The organism is Neobacillus sp. CF12, assembly GCF_030348765.1.
Taxonomy (GTDB): Bacteria; Bacillota; Bacilli; order Bacillales; family Cytobacillaceae; genus Neobacillus.
Window position 1 is genome coordinate 3,902,781 of record NZ_JAUCEU010000007.1, and the last position, 15,436, is coordinate 3,918,216.

12 protein-coding genes and 1 pseudogene are annotated in these 15,436 nt (G+C 40.0%); 10 read left to right on the forward strand and 3 right to left on the reverse strand.

All coding sequences use genetic code 11. The features are described from left to right. The first annotated feature begins 105 nt into the window (after positions 1 to 105). Complete coding sequence (locus tag QUG14_RS18635; protein ID WP_289341942.1) at positions 106 to 1,326, forward strand: dicarboxylate/amino acid:cation symporter; 1,221 nt, start codon at positions 106 to 108, stop codon at positions 1,324 to 1,326. 35 nt (positions 1,327 to 1,361) lie between these two features. On the opposite strand, the gene gdhA is transcribed toward QUG14_RS18635, so the two are convergent. After that, positions 1,362 to 2,744 carry an NADP-specific glutamate dehydrogenase gene (gdhA, locus tag QUG14_RS18640; RefSeq protein ID WP_289341943.1) on the reverse strand — a complete coding sequence of 461 codons (1,383 nt, stop codon included), beginning with the start codon at positions 2,742 to 2,744 and terminating at the stop codon, positions 1,362 to 1,364. A 141-nt stretch (positions 2,745 to 2,885) separates the two neighbouring features. Here gdhA and gltC point away from each other — a divergent pair. Continuing rightward, a pseudogene (gltC, locus tag QUG14_RS18645) lies at positions 2,886 to 3,752 on the forward strand (glutamate biosynthesis transcriptional regulator GltC); the annotation flags it as partial. A 59-nt stretch (positions 3,753 to 3,811) separates the two neighbouring features. On the opposite strand, the gene pepT reads toward gltC, so the two are convergent. Next, entirely contained in the window at positions 3,812 to 5,038 is a 1,227-nt protein-coding gene (pepT, locus tag QUG14_RS18650; protein ID WP_289341944.1) for a peptidase T, read from the reverse strand. A gap of 518 nt (positions 5,039 to 5,556) precedes the next feature. Beyond that, positions 5,557 to 6,513, reverse strand: coding sequence for a nuclease-related domain-containing protein (locus tag QUG14_RS18655; protein ID WP_289341945.1), 957 nt, complete (start codon positions 6,511 to 6,513; stop codon positions 5,557 to 5,559). A 189-nt stretch (positions 6,514 to 6,702) separates the two neighbouring features. Here QUG14_RS18655 and QUG14_RS18660 point away from each other — a divergent pair, with 189 nt between their 5' ends. The 8 genes from QUG14_RS18660 to QUG14_RS18695 all read left to right on the forward strand — a co-directional run bounded on the left by QUG14_RS18660 (position 6,703) and on the right by QUG14_RS18695 (position 15,183). After that, a complete protein-coding gene (locus QUG14_RS18660; protein ID WP_289341946.1) occupies positions 6,703 to 7,326 on the forward strand; it encodes a TetR/AcrR family transcriptional regulator in 624 nt (207 codons plus the stop codon). Between the two features lie 13 nt (positions 7,327 to 7,339). Further along, a complete protein-coding gene (locus QUG14_RS18665; RefSeq protein ID WP_289341947.1) occupies positions 7,340 to 8,224 on the forward strand; it encodes an ABC transporter ATP-binding protein in 885 nt (294 codons plus the stop codon). 3 nt (positions 8,225 to 8,227) lie between these two features. Then, positions 8,228 to 9,016, forward strand: a complete 789-nt coding sequence (locus QUG14_RS18670; protein ID WP_289341948.1) for an ABC transporter permease subunit — start codon at positions 8,228 to 8,230, stop codon at positions 9,014 to 9,016. Between the two features lie 27 nt (positions 9,017 to 9,043). Continuing rightward, positions 9,044 to 9,841 (forward strand): ABC transporter permease subunit, encoded by a 798-nt coding sequence (locus QUG14_RS18675; protein WP_289341949.1) that lies wholly within the window; start codon positions 9,044 to 9,046, stop codon positions 9,839 to 9,841. Positions 9,842 to 9,899: 58 nt separating this feature from the next. Beyond that, complete coding sequence (locus tag QUG14_RS18680) at positions 9,900 to 10,247, forward strand: ASCH domain-containing protein (RefSeq protein WP_289341950.1); 348 nt, start codon at positions 9,900 to 9,902, stop codon at positions 10,245 to 10,247. A gap of 93 nt (positions 10,248 to 10,340) precedes the next feature. Continuing rightward, positions 10,341 to 12,071, forward strand: a complete 1,731-nt coding sequence (locus tag QUG14_RS18685; protein WP_289341951.1) for an ABC transporter ATP-binding protein — start codon at positions 10,341 to 10,343, stop codon at positions 12,069 to 12,071. Next, entirely contained in the window at positions 12,072 to 13,937 is a 1,866-nt protein-coding gene (locus QUG14_RS18690) for an ABC transporter ATP-binding protein (RefSeq protein WP_289341952.1), read from the forward strand. Between the two features lie 46 nt (positions 13,938 to 13,983). Next, positions 13,984 to 15,183, forward strand: coding sequence for an MFS transporter (locus QUG14_RS18695; RefSeq protein ID WP_483310741.1), 1,200 nt, complete (start codon positions 13,984 to 13,986; stop codon positions 15,181 to 15,183). Positions 15,184 to 15,436: the final 253 nt, after the last annotated feature.

Sequence of the window (15,436 nt, forward strand, 5' to 3'; positions counted from 1 at the left end):
AAATTTCACTTTCTATTAAATAGGATAAAAATTATAATCATATAATAGAAAGTGATGTATTGAACAAATACTTACGTTGACTTGCATGATAAAGGAGATAAACATATGGAAAAATGGAAGAATTATCGTTTTCCTATCATATTGTTGCTATCCATTTTGGTTGGTGCAATAGTAGGGTTAGCGATGAAGGAAGACGCAGTGGTATTTCAACCGATTGGCGATGTCTTTTTAAATCTTTTATTCACGATTATTGTTCCTCTTATTTTCTTTACCATTTCGTCTTCTATTGCAAATATGAATGGTGCCAAAAGATTAGGAAAAATTATTGGCTGGATGTTTGGGACGTTCTTATTTACAGGGCTTGTTTCTGCTATTTATATGTATTTTGTTGTGAAATTCGTTAATCCTGGTGAGGGCGTTAATTTAAAGTTAGTTAAACCAGATGCAGCAGAGGAATTAAATCCAGTTGCGCAAATTGTTAAAACCTTTACAGTGCCTGACTTTGTTGAGTTGTTCTCACGAAGTAATATGTTGGCGCTGATTGTAATTTCTATTTTGGTGGGGTTTGCTGCGCAATCAATTGGAGAACGTGGGAAGCCGTTTACGAGCTTTTTAAGTTCAGGTTCTGAAGTGATGATGAAGGTAGTTTCTTTGATTATGTACTTAGCACCGATTGGTCTTGGTGCCTATTTTGCCACGTTAGTCGGCCAGTATGGACCCATTTTGTTAGGTTCCTATATCAAGGCTGGGATAACCTATTATGTTGCTTCCATTGTCTATTTCTTTATAGCCTTTACGATTTATGCCTTTATGGCGGGCAAGGGCAAAGGAATCAGAGTATTTTGGAGTAATATGTTAGCACCATCGATTACGGCGCTGGCTACGTGTTCAAGTGCTGCTTCCATACCAGTAAATCTAGAGGCTTCAAAGCGAATGGGAATTAAGGAAGATATTCGTGATACAACGATTCCATTAGGAGCAGCGTTACATAAAGACGGTTCTGTTCTCGGCGGCGTGTTAAAAATTGTATTTCTGTTTGGAATTTTTGATATGAATAACACGGGAATTGGCACGTTTTTCTTAATTATTAGTGTTTCTCTTTTAGTTGGTGCAGTAATGGGAGCGATTCCTAGCGGCGGTATGATTGGGGAAATGTTGATCCTAAGTTTATTTGGGTTCCCGCCTGAGGCTTTACCTATCATTGCGGCTATCTCTACGTTAATCGACCCGCCTGCAACCATGCTGAATGCCAGCGGCGATAATGTTGCGGGGATGATGGTCTCAAGAATGGTCGAAGGAAAGAATTGGCTTAAGAAAATTGCATAAAATAAGGGTGCTCCATCTCGGAGCACCCTTATATTTTAGATAACGCCCTGAGCAATCATTGCGTCCGCTACTTTTAAGAAGCCAGCGATATTGGCACCGACAACAAGGTTGCCTGGATAGCCATATTCTTCTGCAGCATTCATACTGTTACGATAGATATTAATCATAATTTGGTGCAATTTCGCATCAACTTCTTCAAATGTCCAAGAAAGTCTTTGGCTGTTTTGCGCCATTTCTAGAGCAGATACTGCTACTCCGCCAGCATTTGCCGCCTTACCAGGAGCAAATAAAATATCATTTTCTAAGAATACCTCAATGGCTTCCAGAGTTGATGGCATATTCGCACCTTCACCAACAGCTTTTACACCATTGGAAACAAGAGTTTTTGCAGCACGCGCATCAATTTCATTTTGAGTTGCACACGGTAAAGCAATATCACATGGAATCGACCAAATACCTGAGCAGCCTTCAAAGTACTGAGCTTCTGGGTGCTCAAGAACGTATTCACTGATTCTCTTTCGTTCTACTTCTTTGATTCGTTTCACGGTTTCGAGCTTGATGCCTGATGGATCATAAACATATCCATTTGAATCACTGCAGGCTACAACCTTCGCTCCTAATTGAGTTGCTTTTTCAATGGCATAAATAGAAACATTACCTGAACCAGAAACAACAACTGTGCTTCCTTCAAAGCCAAGTTTTTTGTCTGCAAGCATTTCTTCTACAAAGTAAACAGTTCCATAACCAGTGGCTTCTGTGCGTCCCAAACTACCGCCGTAACCGAGCCCTTTACCAGTTAACACACCTGCTTCATATGCTCCGCGAATTTTCTTGTACTGTCCGAACATGTAGCCGATTTCTCTAGCGCCTACTCCGATATCTCCAGCCGGTACATCGACATCAGGTCCAATATGGCGATAAAGCTCCGTCATAAAGCTTTGTGTAAAGCGCATGATTTCTCCATCTGATTTGCCTTTCGGGTCGAAATCAGAACCACCTTTTCCTCCGCCAATCGGCTGGCCAGTTAGAGAGTTTTTGAAGATTTGTTCAAAACCTAAGAATTTAATAATACTCGCATTTACCGATGGATGGAAACGCAAACCACCTTTATAAGGCCCAATTGCACTGTTAAACTGGACACGGAAGCCGCGGTTAACTTGAACTTTCCCTTGATCATCAACCCAAGGAACGCGGAAGGAAATGGTTCTTTCAGGCTCTACGATTCTTTCAAGAATGCTGTGTTCGATGTATTTTGGATGTTTCGAAAAAACTGGAATCAGGGAATCAAAGATTTCTTTGACTGCTTGTTGAAACTCAGATTCGTAAGTATTACGGTACACCACCGTATTAAACACTTCATTCACGTAATGAAGTGCCGCGCTTTGACTATCATGCTTTAACTGTTCAATTGTTTTCAAATTACCCACCTCTTTATCGGGAATGTATTTTTATAATTATTAGAATATTAATATGAAATATTTTATAATTAAATAATAATCTAAACAATACTAAAAATAGATAAGATTCATCTCAATATGAGATGAATGGAGGCGAACCCTTTGGAATTAAGACAAATTCAATACTTTATGGAAGTGGCAAAACGTGAACATGTGACCGAAGCTGCAATGGCACTGCATGTAGCACAATCAGCGGTAAGCCGCCAAGTCTTTAATCTGGAAAAAGAACTCGGTGTCAGTTTATTTATTCGCGAGGGACGAAATGTGAAATTAACCATGATTGGACAAATGTTTTTAGAACATATGGAACAAGCCATGATGGTGATTGAATAGGCGCAGCGGGAAATTGAAGAATATTTAGACCCAATGAAAGGCACAATTCGAATAGGATTTCCGAGCAGCCTGGCGTCATACACACTTCCAACCACCATTTCTGCTTTTCGCGAACATTACCCTCAGGTGAAATTTCAACTCAAGCAAGGTTCCTATAATAAGTTGATTGAAGGGGTTATTAATGGTGATTTTGATATGGCCTTGATTGGCCCTGTTCCAAAACAGGAGATGAAAGTGTTGGGGACAACACTATTTACAGATAATATTGTGGCCCTATTGCCCACAACGCATCCATTAGCTAATCAATCATCAATAAAGTTAGGTCAACTGCGTGATGATTCCTTCGTCTTGTGGCCCAAAGGATTTATTTTAAGGGATATCATCGTAGATGCATGTGGACAACTTGGTTTCCAGCCGAAAGTGTCCTTCGAGGGGGAAGATATTGATTCGATAAAAGGATTGGTTTCAGCAGGCCTTGGAATCACCTTAATTCCTGAAATTACTTTGGTGGACGGGTTTCCTCGGTCAACCGTTAAAATACCGATTATTGAGCCTGCAGTTACCCGTACGGTCGGAGTTATTATCTCGAGGGAACGCAAGATGCTCCCTACGGTACGACTTGTTAAAAGATTTCTATTTCAGATTGGATCGATACCAGATGTAAAAAGCCCAACTATTTTCAGTTGGGCTTTATACTATGCTTTTTGTTCGAAAAGTTTCACAATTTCAATGACGGTGTTTGTTGCTTTGATCATATTATCGACAGATATAAACTCATACTTCCCATGGAAGTTTTCCCCGCCAGTAAAAATATTTGGGGTTGGAAGTCCCATATAAGAAAGCTGTGAGCCATCTGTACCGCCGCGGATTGGTTTGATCAGGGGTTTAATGCCTAGACTTTCCATTGCCTGTTGAGCAATGTCTACAATCTCCATCACCGGTTTGATTTTTTCACCCATATTGTAATATTGGTCCTTCAATTCTAAAAGGACGGTACCCTTCCCGTATCGCTCATTTAGCAGATCAACAATAGAGGTAATTCTATTTTTTCGAGCTGCGAAGATTTCTTTGTCATGATCCCGGATAATGTAGTTGAGTTTTGTTTGCTCAACGTCACCATGGAAGGAAATCAGATGATAGAATCCTTCATATCCTTCTGTATGTTCAGGTGCCTCTAATGGCGGCAGTTGGCTATGTAATTCCATGGCAATTTTCATTGAATTCACCATTTTATCTTTGGCGGAACCTGGATGAATATTGGTTCCGTTGATCGTGATTTTAGCAGCTGCGGCATTAAAACTTTCATATTCTAACTCTCCGAGCGGGCCGCCATCCACGGTATAAGCATATTTAGCGTTAAAAGCGGCTACATCGAACTTATGTGGACCTCTGCCAATTTCCTCATCCGGTGTGAACGCAACGCGGACCTTACCATGTTTGATTTCTGGATGTTGAATCAGGTAGGACATTGCGGTCATAATTTCTGCGATTCCAGCTTTGTTATCGGCACCTAAAAGTGTCGTGCCATCTGTTGTGATCAGTGTGTGCCCTTTGTAGCTAGGAAGGCTTGGGAAATCCTTCGTTGACATCGTGACATTTGGGTTAAGAGTGATATCTTTCCCATCATAGTTTTCAATGATTTGTGGATTCACGTTTTTGCCCGTGAAATCAGTCGCTGTATCGACGTGTGCTAAGAAGCCAATGGTTGGCACATCTTTATCCGTATTGGACGGCAGGGTTGCCATCACATACCCATTTTCGTCGATGGTTACGTCTTGCATTCCAATTGACGTTAACTCTTCAACAAGCATATTGGCTAACGTGAGTTGACCTGGAGTAGAAGGACAACTTTCATTGCTCTCATCCGACTGCGTATCCACCTTTACATAGGAAGTAAACCTTTCAATCATCTCATTCTTCACTGTGCAGCACTCCCCTTTCAATAGTTACAAGATAATAATAGCATGTTAGGTGGGGTGTGCGGAAATTGGATGGTTGGTGTTGATGGAATGGGTATTTTGTTGGGGTGGATACTTGCGACTATGGCGACGAGAGGTATACTCTCGGATAGCAGAAAATACTCTCGGATAAGGGATGTTTACTCTCGGATGGCGGAAAATACTCTCGGATAGGAGATGTTTACTCTCGGATGGCGGAAAGTACTCTCGGATAAGGGATGTTTACTCTCGGATGGAGGAAAATACTCTCGGATAAGGGATGTTTACTCTCGGATGGCGGTAAATACTCTCGGATAAGAGATGTTTACTCTCGGATGGCGGAAAATACTCTCGGATAAGGGATGTTTACTCTCGGATGGCGGAAAATACTCTCGGATAAGGGATGTTTACTCTCGGATGGCGGAAAATACTCTCGGATAAGGGATGTTTACTCTCGGATGGCAGAAAATACTCTCGGATGGCAGAAAATACTCTCAAATGGATTATTTAAATGGGTCTTCATGGAAATTTATGTAGTAGATTCTGTTGCGAAATGTACCTTTGTATTTCAGTTGCATACTGCTTAAAATTCTTGTGGCAGTATGTATATCAACCCCCAAAAACTCCCGACACTCCCGATTAGTAATAGTCCTTTTCACCACCAAAAACCACTCCGCCAAACTCCCACGATGAGCCAAGTGGTCGTTCACTTTACAAATTGGACAGTGCCAGGTCCTTGGTAATTTATCCATCCTAATCTTACCGCATGTTCCACACCTTACCCCTGGTTGGATATGGTTTAACCCAATTTGATAAGATTCACAAATCGGCTTTGGAATGAAGGTTCGATGACTTTTAAGTAGATCACTAGAAAGCCTGTTAAAAGTGGAAGTATCCAGTTTCGTTCCTTGCTGTGAAAGGTCTTTAATAAACGGTGGAATCAAGTTTGGGAAAAGCAGCTTAGTATTGGCTGGGGGAATCTCCACATGTTGCTTCGGATAAGCTAACACAATGGCTCCATAAAGAGGTAAATCGATATTTCGCTGTGATAACCAGGCTGTCAAAAGCTCAATATTTCGTTCTAATTGAACCACTGGACTTTCATAATAATTTATTTGCCCATCATCCTTTTTTTGAACGAGTTGAGGGGGATTTTCTCTGAATTCTAAGCTGCCGCTCATATTTTTTGTTTCCAAAATAACACCAAAATGGGGTGTTTTAATAAGATGGTCCATTTGAAAGTTGGTATCTGAAGAAAGGGATAAATCGTGGAAAATGTTGTTTTTGAATGGAAATCGGTACTTTTGAAGGGCTTCAGTTACCCTCTGTTCGCCTCCAATCCCTGCTTCAATGGCAGACTGCTTTGCCTGTAAAACGGGAACAATAGGGTGATTGGCTGCTAGCCTGCTCTGTGCGTAAATCAAACCTTTTAACGTAAGTGAATCAGAACGTTCTTTCATTTTTCACCTCCAAATGTATCCTAGCACATCCCCACTCTTAAGTGTAGAAACTTCATAATTTTGTAAAAAATTAAGCCTGACCGCCTATTGACCAAGGGAGTCAACAGGGGTAAACTAATATTGACTGATGTGGTCAACAATATGAAATAAACAACATGAAATCAACAAAATAGAAAGAAGGCTGCTAGTATGTTTTCAAAATTTATGAGCCTGGATTCCGAAAAGCAGAATCGAATTATTAATGCTGCAATAAAAGAATTTGCCCAGAAAGGATATGATAGCGCCTCAACGAATGAAATCGTCAAGGAAGCGGGTATCTCTAAAGGGTTGCTATTTCACTATTTTCAAAGCAAGAAACAGCTGTTTTTCTTTCTGTTTGACTATTGCTACAACCTCGTTGCTGATGAATTTTATAAAAAGGTCGATTTAACAGAAAGAGACTTTTTTAAAAGAATCCGTCAATCTGTCCACATCAAAATGGACTTGCAGACAAAATATCCAGAAATCTTAACGTTTATCCAAGAGGCATTTATGCAGGATTCACCCGAAATAAAAGACGAGTTTGATAAAAAGAAACAGGAACTAAACGCTGTGAATATTAGAATTATTTATGATGGAATTGATCTTTCAAAATTTAGGGAAGACGTAGATGTTCAAAAAATATTAAAGGTCATCACATGGACCTTTGAAAAAATGAGTGATGAGGAGCTCCTCAAAGCGAAAATGGTCCCTGGTCACAAGATTGATTATGAAAAAGTCTTTCTAGAAGCGGAAGAGTATTTTGAGATATTCATTAAATGCTTTTATAAATAAGGGGGCTGTGACGATGAATGTGATTGAGATTAAGAATCTAACAAAGACTTACGGCAAAGCAAGAGGAATTAGTGACATCAGCTTTAACGTTGAGGAAGGCGAGATTTTTGGCTTTATCGGTCCAAATGGTGCTGGGAAATCGACCACCATTCGGACACTCCTTTCACTCATTTACCCTACCAGCGGCAGTGCAACTATATTTGGGAAAGATACCGTCCAATATGCTCCTGAAATCAAAAAGGAAATTGGCTATTTGCCGTCTGAAGTATTTTATTACGACAATATGAAGGTGAAAGACCTATTAAACTATTCAGCTAGTTTTTATAAAAAGGACTGCAGTAAGAGAATAAAAGAATTGGCTGAGATAATGGATTTAGATCTCAATAAAAAAATTGATGACCTTTCACTAGGAAATAAAAAGAAGGTCGGGATTGTTCAAGGCCTGCTTCATGAGCCAAAACTAATTATTCTTGATGAACCGACGAGTGGTTTAGACCCTCTTATGCAGCAGAAATTCTTTGAATTGCTTGAGGAAGAGAACCGAAAAGGCGCGACGATTTTATTTTCCTCTCATATTTTAACAGAGGTACAACGCCTATGTAATCGGGTCGCGATTATTAAAGAGGGCAAGATTGTTACGGTTGAAAAGATTAGTACATTAAAAGAAAATACGTATAAAAAGTTCAAAGTCGAAACAAAAGAAAGCCTTGATGCCAATTACTTCAACTCAATGGGAGTAAATAAATTAGAGGTAAAAGGAAACTTTACAAGCTTTCTTTTTAAAGGAAATATTAATGACGTCATGCGGAAAATTGCTGACATAGAAATCACGAATCTATGGATTGAAGAGCCAGACCTTGAGGAGATTTTTATGCACTATTACGAAAAGGAGGCCTAAAAGATGAATATACTGTTGCATGAATTGAGGGCATATCGGAAGTCCACCATTATTTGGACGGTATCGTTAATAGCCATAGTAGCACTGTTTATGTCATTTTACCCTTCTTTTACCAAGGATACAGAGGAGTTCAGTAAGCTGCTTGAGGGTTATCCCGCTGCACTAAGAGAAGCATTCGGGATTAATCTGGATAACTTCTTTTCAATCCTCGGATTCTATTGCTATGGTCTTTCGTTTGTTACTCTTTGCGGAGCGGTCCAGGCGATGAATCTTGGAACGAGCATTGTCAGCAAAGAGGTCAGGGAAAAAACAGCTGACTTCCTCCTGACAAAACCAGTTACACGTACGGAAGTATTGACGAATAAATTATTGGCTGCGCTGATTTCAATCCTATTAACGAATATTTTTTATTTAACGGCTGCAACTCTATTAGCATACCAAGTAGCAACAGAAGAATTTAATGTTCGTATCTTCATCCTCCTTTCATTAACTTTACTATTTGTCCAACTAATTTTTCTAGCATTAGGAATCATTATTTCTGTCATGGCTCAAAAGATAAAATCAGTGTTAACTTTGTCGTTGGCAACCGTTTTTGCCTTCTATTTCTTAGGGATGTTTAGTGCTGATGAAGCGAAACGGTATCTTTCACCGTTTAAATATTTTGACACGGCTTATATCATAGAACAATCCAGTTATGAGACTTCATTTTTGATTGCCGGAGCAATCGTCATTATTACAGCCATTGGAGCAAGCTACTATATCTATCCTAAAAAGGATATACACTCAGTTTAAACATGTCCAAGGAGGGGTGATGATAGAATGAATATATTTTTAAAAGAAATGAAGTCACATAGAAAATCGCTTATTTTTTGGAGTATTGGCGTTATTCTTATGGTTGCCTCGGGGATGGTTAAATATGAGAGTCTATCTTCTTCGGGTCAGTCAATGAATGAAATGCTCTCGGGAATGCCAAAATCAATGTTGGCTGTTTTAGGAATAGGTGAATTTGATATATCAACCGCAACCGGGTATTACGGTTTACTTTTTATCTATTTGTTATTAATGGCAACCATTCATGCAGCGATGCTGGGGGCAACGATTATTGCAAAAGAAGAGCGGGACAAAACCTCTGAGTTTTTATTCGTTAAGCCCGTATCAAGAAATCAAATTATTACCGCAAAATTGCTAGCTGCACTCTTAAATATTTTTATCCTAAATCTGGTTACCTTCGTCTCGTCCCTTGTTTTAGTCGGTAAATACAGCGATGGTGAGGTCGCAACGGGTGATATTGCAATTACGATGGCTGGTATGTTTATTTTGCAACTTCTATTTATGGTGATTGGCAGTTCCCTTGCTGCGGTTAAAAGAAAATCCAAAACAGCGGCTTCCTTAGCTGCTGGAGTTCTCTTAATTACGTATATTATTTCGGTTGCCGTTGACTTGAATGAAAATATAGTTTGGTTAAAATACCTCACCCCTTTTAAATATTTCGAAGCAAAAAATGTAATGTTTGGCGGCGGATTAGACATCGTCTATGTTCTATTGTCTATTACCATCATTGGAGTTCTAGGTGTTATAACCTATATCTCTTATCAAAAACGCGACTTGAATGTGTAAATAAGGTGGTAATAGTGTTAAAATAGTAAAGTTGAATTGGAAAAAGGAGGATACTACGATGCAACAAAATGAAAACACTACATTACCGCCAAAAACATGCTCGATCGATCGATTAATTACGATGGAATCGGATATTAAAATGGTGCTTGCTGGGGAAAAAACAGCTACCCGCAGGAATGGCAGATATGCTGATCCAGGTGAAATCATGACTCTCGAAGGGAAGCAATTTGTAATCGAGCGCGTGTATTCGCAAAGTTTAGGTGAATTAACGGATGAGGATGCTCGCCGCGAGGGCTACCCTACGGTTGAAGAGTATAAGCAATCGATTCTTGCCTATCACCCAGGTATGCCTTGGCTTCCACAAATGCGCGTTTGGGTTCATGAGTTTAGCCCAGTACAAGAATAAAGTAAGGTATGAGTTCTTTTCCTAGGACTCATACTTTTTTTTGCTATAATAGCTTTAACATAATTATGAAAAGATTTCCTGAGGTGAGATTTCATGGGATTTTTAACAAAATACATTAGGAAATATTGGAAGTATTTTAGCTTAGCAGTTTTATTTTTAACCTTCGAAGCCATCAGTGATTTGTTAATGCCAACGATTATGGCAAAAATCATCGATGTTGGTGTGGCAGGCAGAGATCTAGACTATGTTTTAAAAATGGGAGGATTAATGCTGCTGATTACCCTTTTTGGAGCGATTTCGGCTTCAACAAGAAGTGTCCTCGCCAGCATTGTCTCGCAAAACTTTGGAGCAGAGTTAAGGTCGGATTTATATCAAAAAATTCAAGCGCTATCATTCAAGAATATTGATCGTTTTGAGCGTGCATCGTTAATCACAAGGCTGACCAATGATGTAACACAGGTGCAAATTTTTGCGAATGGCTTAATGCGAATCTTTGTTAAATCGCCGCTGCTGGCAATCGGCGGATTGATCATGGCGACTCGGTTAAATCTCCATCTATCGGTCGTATTAATTGTCGTTGTTCCAATTGTGGCTCTTTTTATTATTCTAAATCTGCGACTAGGGTTCCCGATGTTCTCTAAAGTACAAAAGGCGCTTGACTCTGTCAATGGAGTGATGCGTGAGTATTTATCTGGAGTTCGCGTCGTCAAGGCATTCAACCGTTTTGATGTTGAAGTCAATAAATTTGATAAAACCAATGAACACTTCAAAAAACAATCCATTTCAGCAACAAGGTTAATGGCCGTGTTCAGCCCGGCGATTATGCTAACGGTTAATCTTGGAATTGTAGCTGTGCTTTGGATTGGCGGCTTTGGTGTGACAAATGGCGATGTCCAGGTGGGTCATATTATTGCCTTTATCAACTACATGACGCAAATACTTTTTTCATTGATGATGATTTCGATGGTATTTAATATGTTTGTCCGTGCAAAAACTTCTGCCGTGCGGATTAGTGAGGTTTTTGAACAGACTGACGATTTAACATGGGAGGATGAAACCCGCTCTATCCCAGTTGAAAAAGGAAGAATTGAATTTAACAATGTTTTCTTTTCGTATGAAGGAACAAGTGGTGAGCCTGTGCTGAAGAATATAAACTTAACCATTTTACCAGGAGAAACGGTCGGGATTATTGGCTCAACAGGCTCGGGTAAAAGTACACTGGTTGACTTGATTCCTCGCTTTTATGATGTAAGTGCCGGAAATATTAAAGTGGACGGAGAGGATATCCACCTCGTTGATCCTAAAAGATTGAGAGAAAAAATTGCTTTCGTTCCACAAAAAACAATCCTTTTTACCGGAACTGTCGAGGAAAACATAAAATGGGGAAAAGAAGATGCCTCAGTCGAAGAAATGGTAAGAGCAGCAGTGATTGCCGGTGCGCATGACTTTATTGCATCCTCACCTGAAGGGTATCAAACTAGAATTGGTCAGGGCGGAGTGAACTTTTCAGGCGGCCAAAAGCAAAGGATTTCGATCGCTAGGGCATTAATTAAGAATCCTCAAATTCTAATCTTAGATGATAGTACCAGTGCGGTTGACGTTACCACGGAGGAAAGAATTAAAGCGGGATTAAAAAAGTATGCAAAAGGACTAACCTGTCTCCTCATTGCACAAAGAATTACCTCCATTCTCGATGCCGACAAAATCGTTGTCATGGATCACGGTGAAATCGTCGGAATTGGAAAACATGAGGAATTGGTGCGAGACTGCAGGGTGTATCAGGAAATCTATCAATCACAGGTCGGTCAGGAGGTGGCGCTCTAAATGTCGAAAGCAGCAGACCAATCAACTAATAATCCCCCTCCTCTATCGATACCGGGAAGACCTGGCGGCTTTCCTGGAGGTCATCGCCGGGGGGCGCCGATTGTAAAACCGAAGAACTTTAAAGAGACCATGCGAAGGCTGTGGCATTATTTTGGCAATGAAAGAAAAATGCTGAGTCTTGTGTTTTTATTTATTATTTTCAGTTCGGCACTCTCGCTGCTCACCCCATTTTTAATTGGTAAAGGTGTTGATGCCATAAGCCTGGGTAAAACAGTGGATTTTAATTTTCTAGAAGTAATGGTGATTATTTTAATAACGTCTTTTGTTTTAGAGGCTGTGCTGTCATTTATGCAAGGCTGGTTAATGGCAGGCGTCTCACAGCGAATTGTTAAAAGACTGCGGGATGCGCTGTTTAAAAAGCTGCAAAAGCTGCCAGTCTCCTTTTTTGACAAGCGGACACATGGAGAATTAATGAGCAGGCTCACAAATGATATCGATAATGTCAGCAGTACGATTTCCCAATCTACGACACAATTGATGTCAGGAGTCATCGTTATAAGTGGCTCATTCATTATGATGTTAATTTTGAGTCCCATTTTAACAGTGGCAAGTTTGCTGACGGTGCCTCTAGTGTTTTTGTTAACCAAAACGATTGCAAAAAGGACAAGTGCCCTGTTTAAAGATCAGCAAATTCAGCTAGGGAAATTAAATGGTCAAATAGAAGAGACCATTTCGGGGATTGAAGTAGTAAAAGCGTTTAATCATGAAGAAAAGGTAATCTCTGAGTTTGAAGAAGTTAATCTGAAACTGCGTGAGGTTGGTCTTAAGGCGCAAATATGGTCTGGATTTCTGATGCCGATCATGAATGTGATCAACAATTTAGGTTTTGCGATAGTTGCTGTAACCGGGGGTTTTCTTGCTGTCAAGGGCATGATAACCGTAGGTGCGATTGCAAGTTTTATTACCTACTCAAGGCAGTTTGTCAGACCGCTTAACGACCTCGCGCAAATTTTTAATATGCTGCAGTCAGGTGTAGCGGGAGCGGAACGAGTATTTGAGATTCTCGATGAGCAAGAAGAGCCGGATGATAGGCCGAACGCGGTCAGGTTAGATAAACCGAAAGGGCATGTTGTTTTTGAAAATGTGAGTTTCGGTTATCGCGGTGATGTACCGATATTAAAAAATGTGAGTTTTGAGGCTGAAATTGGCAGCAGCACGGCGTTGGTAGGGCCAACTGGAGCCGGGAAAACAACAATCGTTAATTTATTGACAAGATTCTATGATGTAACAGAGGGCCGAATCTTATTAGATGGACGAGATATTAGGGACTATACCCGTGACAGCTTAAGAAGCAGTTTTGGCTTTGTGCTGCAGGATACCTACCTGTTTTCAGGAACCATAAAGGATAATATCAAGTACGCAAAGCCCTCAGCAAGTGAAGAAGAAGTTGTGCATGCTGCGAAAATGGCGAATGCGGATTCGTTTATTAATCGTCTGCCTAAAGGTTACGAAACAGTCCTATCAGAAAACGGAGGAAATTTAAGTCAAGGACAGCGCCAGTTAATTGCGATTGCCAGAGTGATTCTCGCAAAGCCATCGGTACTAATTTTAGATGAAGCCACTAGCAGTATTGATACCCGTACGGAACTGCATATCCAAGAGGCGCTGCTATCCTTAATGGAGGGAAGAACCAGTTTTATTATCGCTCATCGTTTGAATACGATCCGTGACGCAGATACGATTATGGTAATTGAAAATGGCAGGATTGTAGAAAGAGGAAATCACAGTCAACTTATGAACCAGCAAGGAAGTTATTACCATATGTTCTTCAATCAATTTAAAAATATCGAGGCTGGTGTTGATTAAATAAAGAGAATTCTTTAGGGAATAATGAAAGGAAAGGAGGCTGGTTATGAAAAAAGAAATTTCTAATCGGAAATTACTCTGGGTTTCTGGTACGGGTTGGATGTTTGATGCAATGGATGTAGGAATGCTTTCCTTCATTATTGCGGCTTTAAAAGTAGAATGGGATCTATCCGCACAGCAAATGGGCTGGATTGGAAGCATTCAATCCATCGGAATGGCTGTAGGAGCACTTATTTTTGGATTAATGGCCGACCGTATTGGACGGAAAAATGTTTTTATCATTACATTATTATTATTTTCGATTGGCAGCGGAATTTCCGCATTTGCCACATCCATTACCATCTTTCTTATATTAAGGTTTTTTATTGGGATGGGTCTTGGCGGTGAACTTCCAGTTGCATCGACACTTGTGTCTGAAAGTGTGCCAGCTGAAAAACGGGGCCGAATTGTTGTTTTACTGGAGAGTTTTTGGGCTGCTGGCTGGCTGATCGCTGCAGTTATTTCTTATTTTATTATTCCGAGGTTTGGCTGGTCGACTGCCTTGTTAATTAGCGCAACACCGGCATTGTACGCTCTATATTTACGGGTGGGTCTGCCAGATTCACCAAGATTTGAAGCCATAAAAGATAAAGAAAAGATATCAGCATTTCAAAGTATCGCCAATCTATGGACAAATGAGTATCGCCGCCGAACAACCATGCTTTGGATCGTTTGGTTCTGTGTTGTTTTTTCCTATTATGGAATGTTCCTATGGCTTCCAAGTGTGATGGTGTTGAAAGGTTTCAGTCTTATTAAAAGTTTTGGCTATGTTTTGATTATGACTCTGGCGCAATTGCCAGGTTATTTTACGGCAGCATGGGCGATTGAGAAATTCGGACGAAAGTTTGTCTTAGCTGTCTATTTAATTGGAACAGCCATTAGCGCCTTTCTTTTTGGGAATGCCGAGTCCACTGCACTATTAATCACTTCGGGAATATTATTATCCTTCTTTAATTTGGGAGCGTGGGGCGGATTATATGCCTATACACCAGAACAGTATCCTACGATTATTCGTGGAACGGGTTCAGGGTCGGCAGCTTCATTTGGCCGTTTAGGGGGAGTGCTTGGACCGCTATTAGTCGGTTATCTTGTTGCACAACAAACCCCAATTTCTACTATATTTACAATCTTTTGTATATCCGTTTTCGTGGCCGCGTTTGCTGTCATCTTTTTAGGAAAAGAAACAAAAAATGTAGTATTAGAATAATGTTTAGTTGAGAGAGAATTCCCATACGGAATCTCTCTCTTATTTTTTAACACAGTATCACTTTAAAGACTAGCAGTGTATGGACCCCTTTTTTCCTACGAATATAGTGGGAAATCACTATGTATTTGATTTTTCAGAATTATATTAAAATAACGCATATAAGTACTAGACGAATAGAAATTTATCTTGTACAATGTTTTCAGAATATTATCTTTTTTTAAACATCTCGGGGATATACAACGGGTTAAGGGGA

What these genes read in the sequence shown, in the direction of transcription:
- QUG14_RS18655 (WP_289341945.1), bottom strand. Translation starts at nt 6,513, where the DNA reads ATGAAAGAACGTTCTGATTCACTTACGTTAAAAGGTTTGATTTACGCA.
- QUG14_RS18675 (WP_289341949.1), top strand. Translation starts at nt 9,044, where the DNA reads ATGAATATATTTTTAAAAGAAATGAAGTCACATAGAAAATCGCTTATT.
- QUG14_RS18685 (WP_289341951.1), top strand. Translation starts at nt 10,341, where the DNA reads ATGGGATTTTTAACAAAATACATTAGGAAATATTGGAAGTATTTTAGC.
- QUG14_RS18695 (WP_483310741.1), top strand. Translation starts at nt 13,984, where the DNA reads ATGAAAAAAGAAATTTCTAATCGGAAATTACTCTGGGTTTCTGGTACG.
- QUG14_RS18670 (WP_289341948.1), top strand. Translation starts at nt 8,228, where the DNA reads ATGAATATACTGTTGCATGAATTGAGGGCATATCGGAAGTCCACCATT.
- QUG14_RS18690 (WP_289341952.1), top strand. Translation starts at nt 12,072, where the DNA reads ATGTCGAAAGCAGCAGACCAATCAACTAATAATCCCCCTCCTCTATCG.
- QUG14_RS18660 (WP_289341946.1), top strand. Translation starts at nt 6,703, where the DNA reads ATGTTTTCAAAATTTATGAGCCTGGATTCCGAAAAGCAGAATCGAATT.
- QUG14_RS18680 (WP_289341950.1), top strand. Translation starts at nt 9,900, where the DNA reads ATGCAACAAAATGAAAACACTACATTACCGCCAAAAACATGCTCGATC.
- QUG14_RS18665 (WP_289341947.1), top strand. Translation starts at nt 7,340, where the DNA reads ATGAATGTGATTGAGATTAAGAATCTAACAAAGACTTACGGCAAAGCA.
- QUG14_RS18635 (WP_289341942.1), top strand. Translation starts at nt 106, where the DNA reads ATGGAAAAATGGAAGAATTATCGTTTTCCTATCATATTGTTGCTATCC.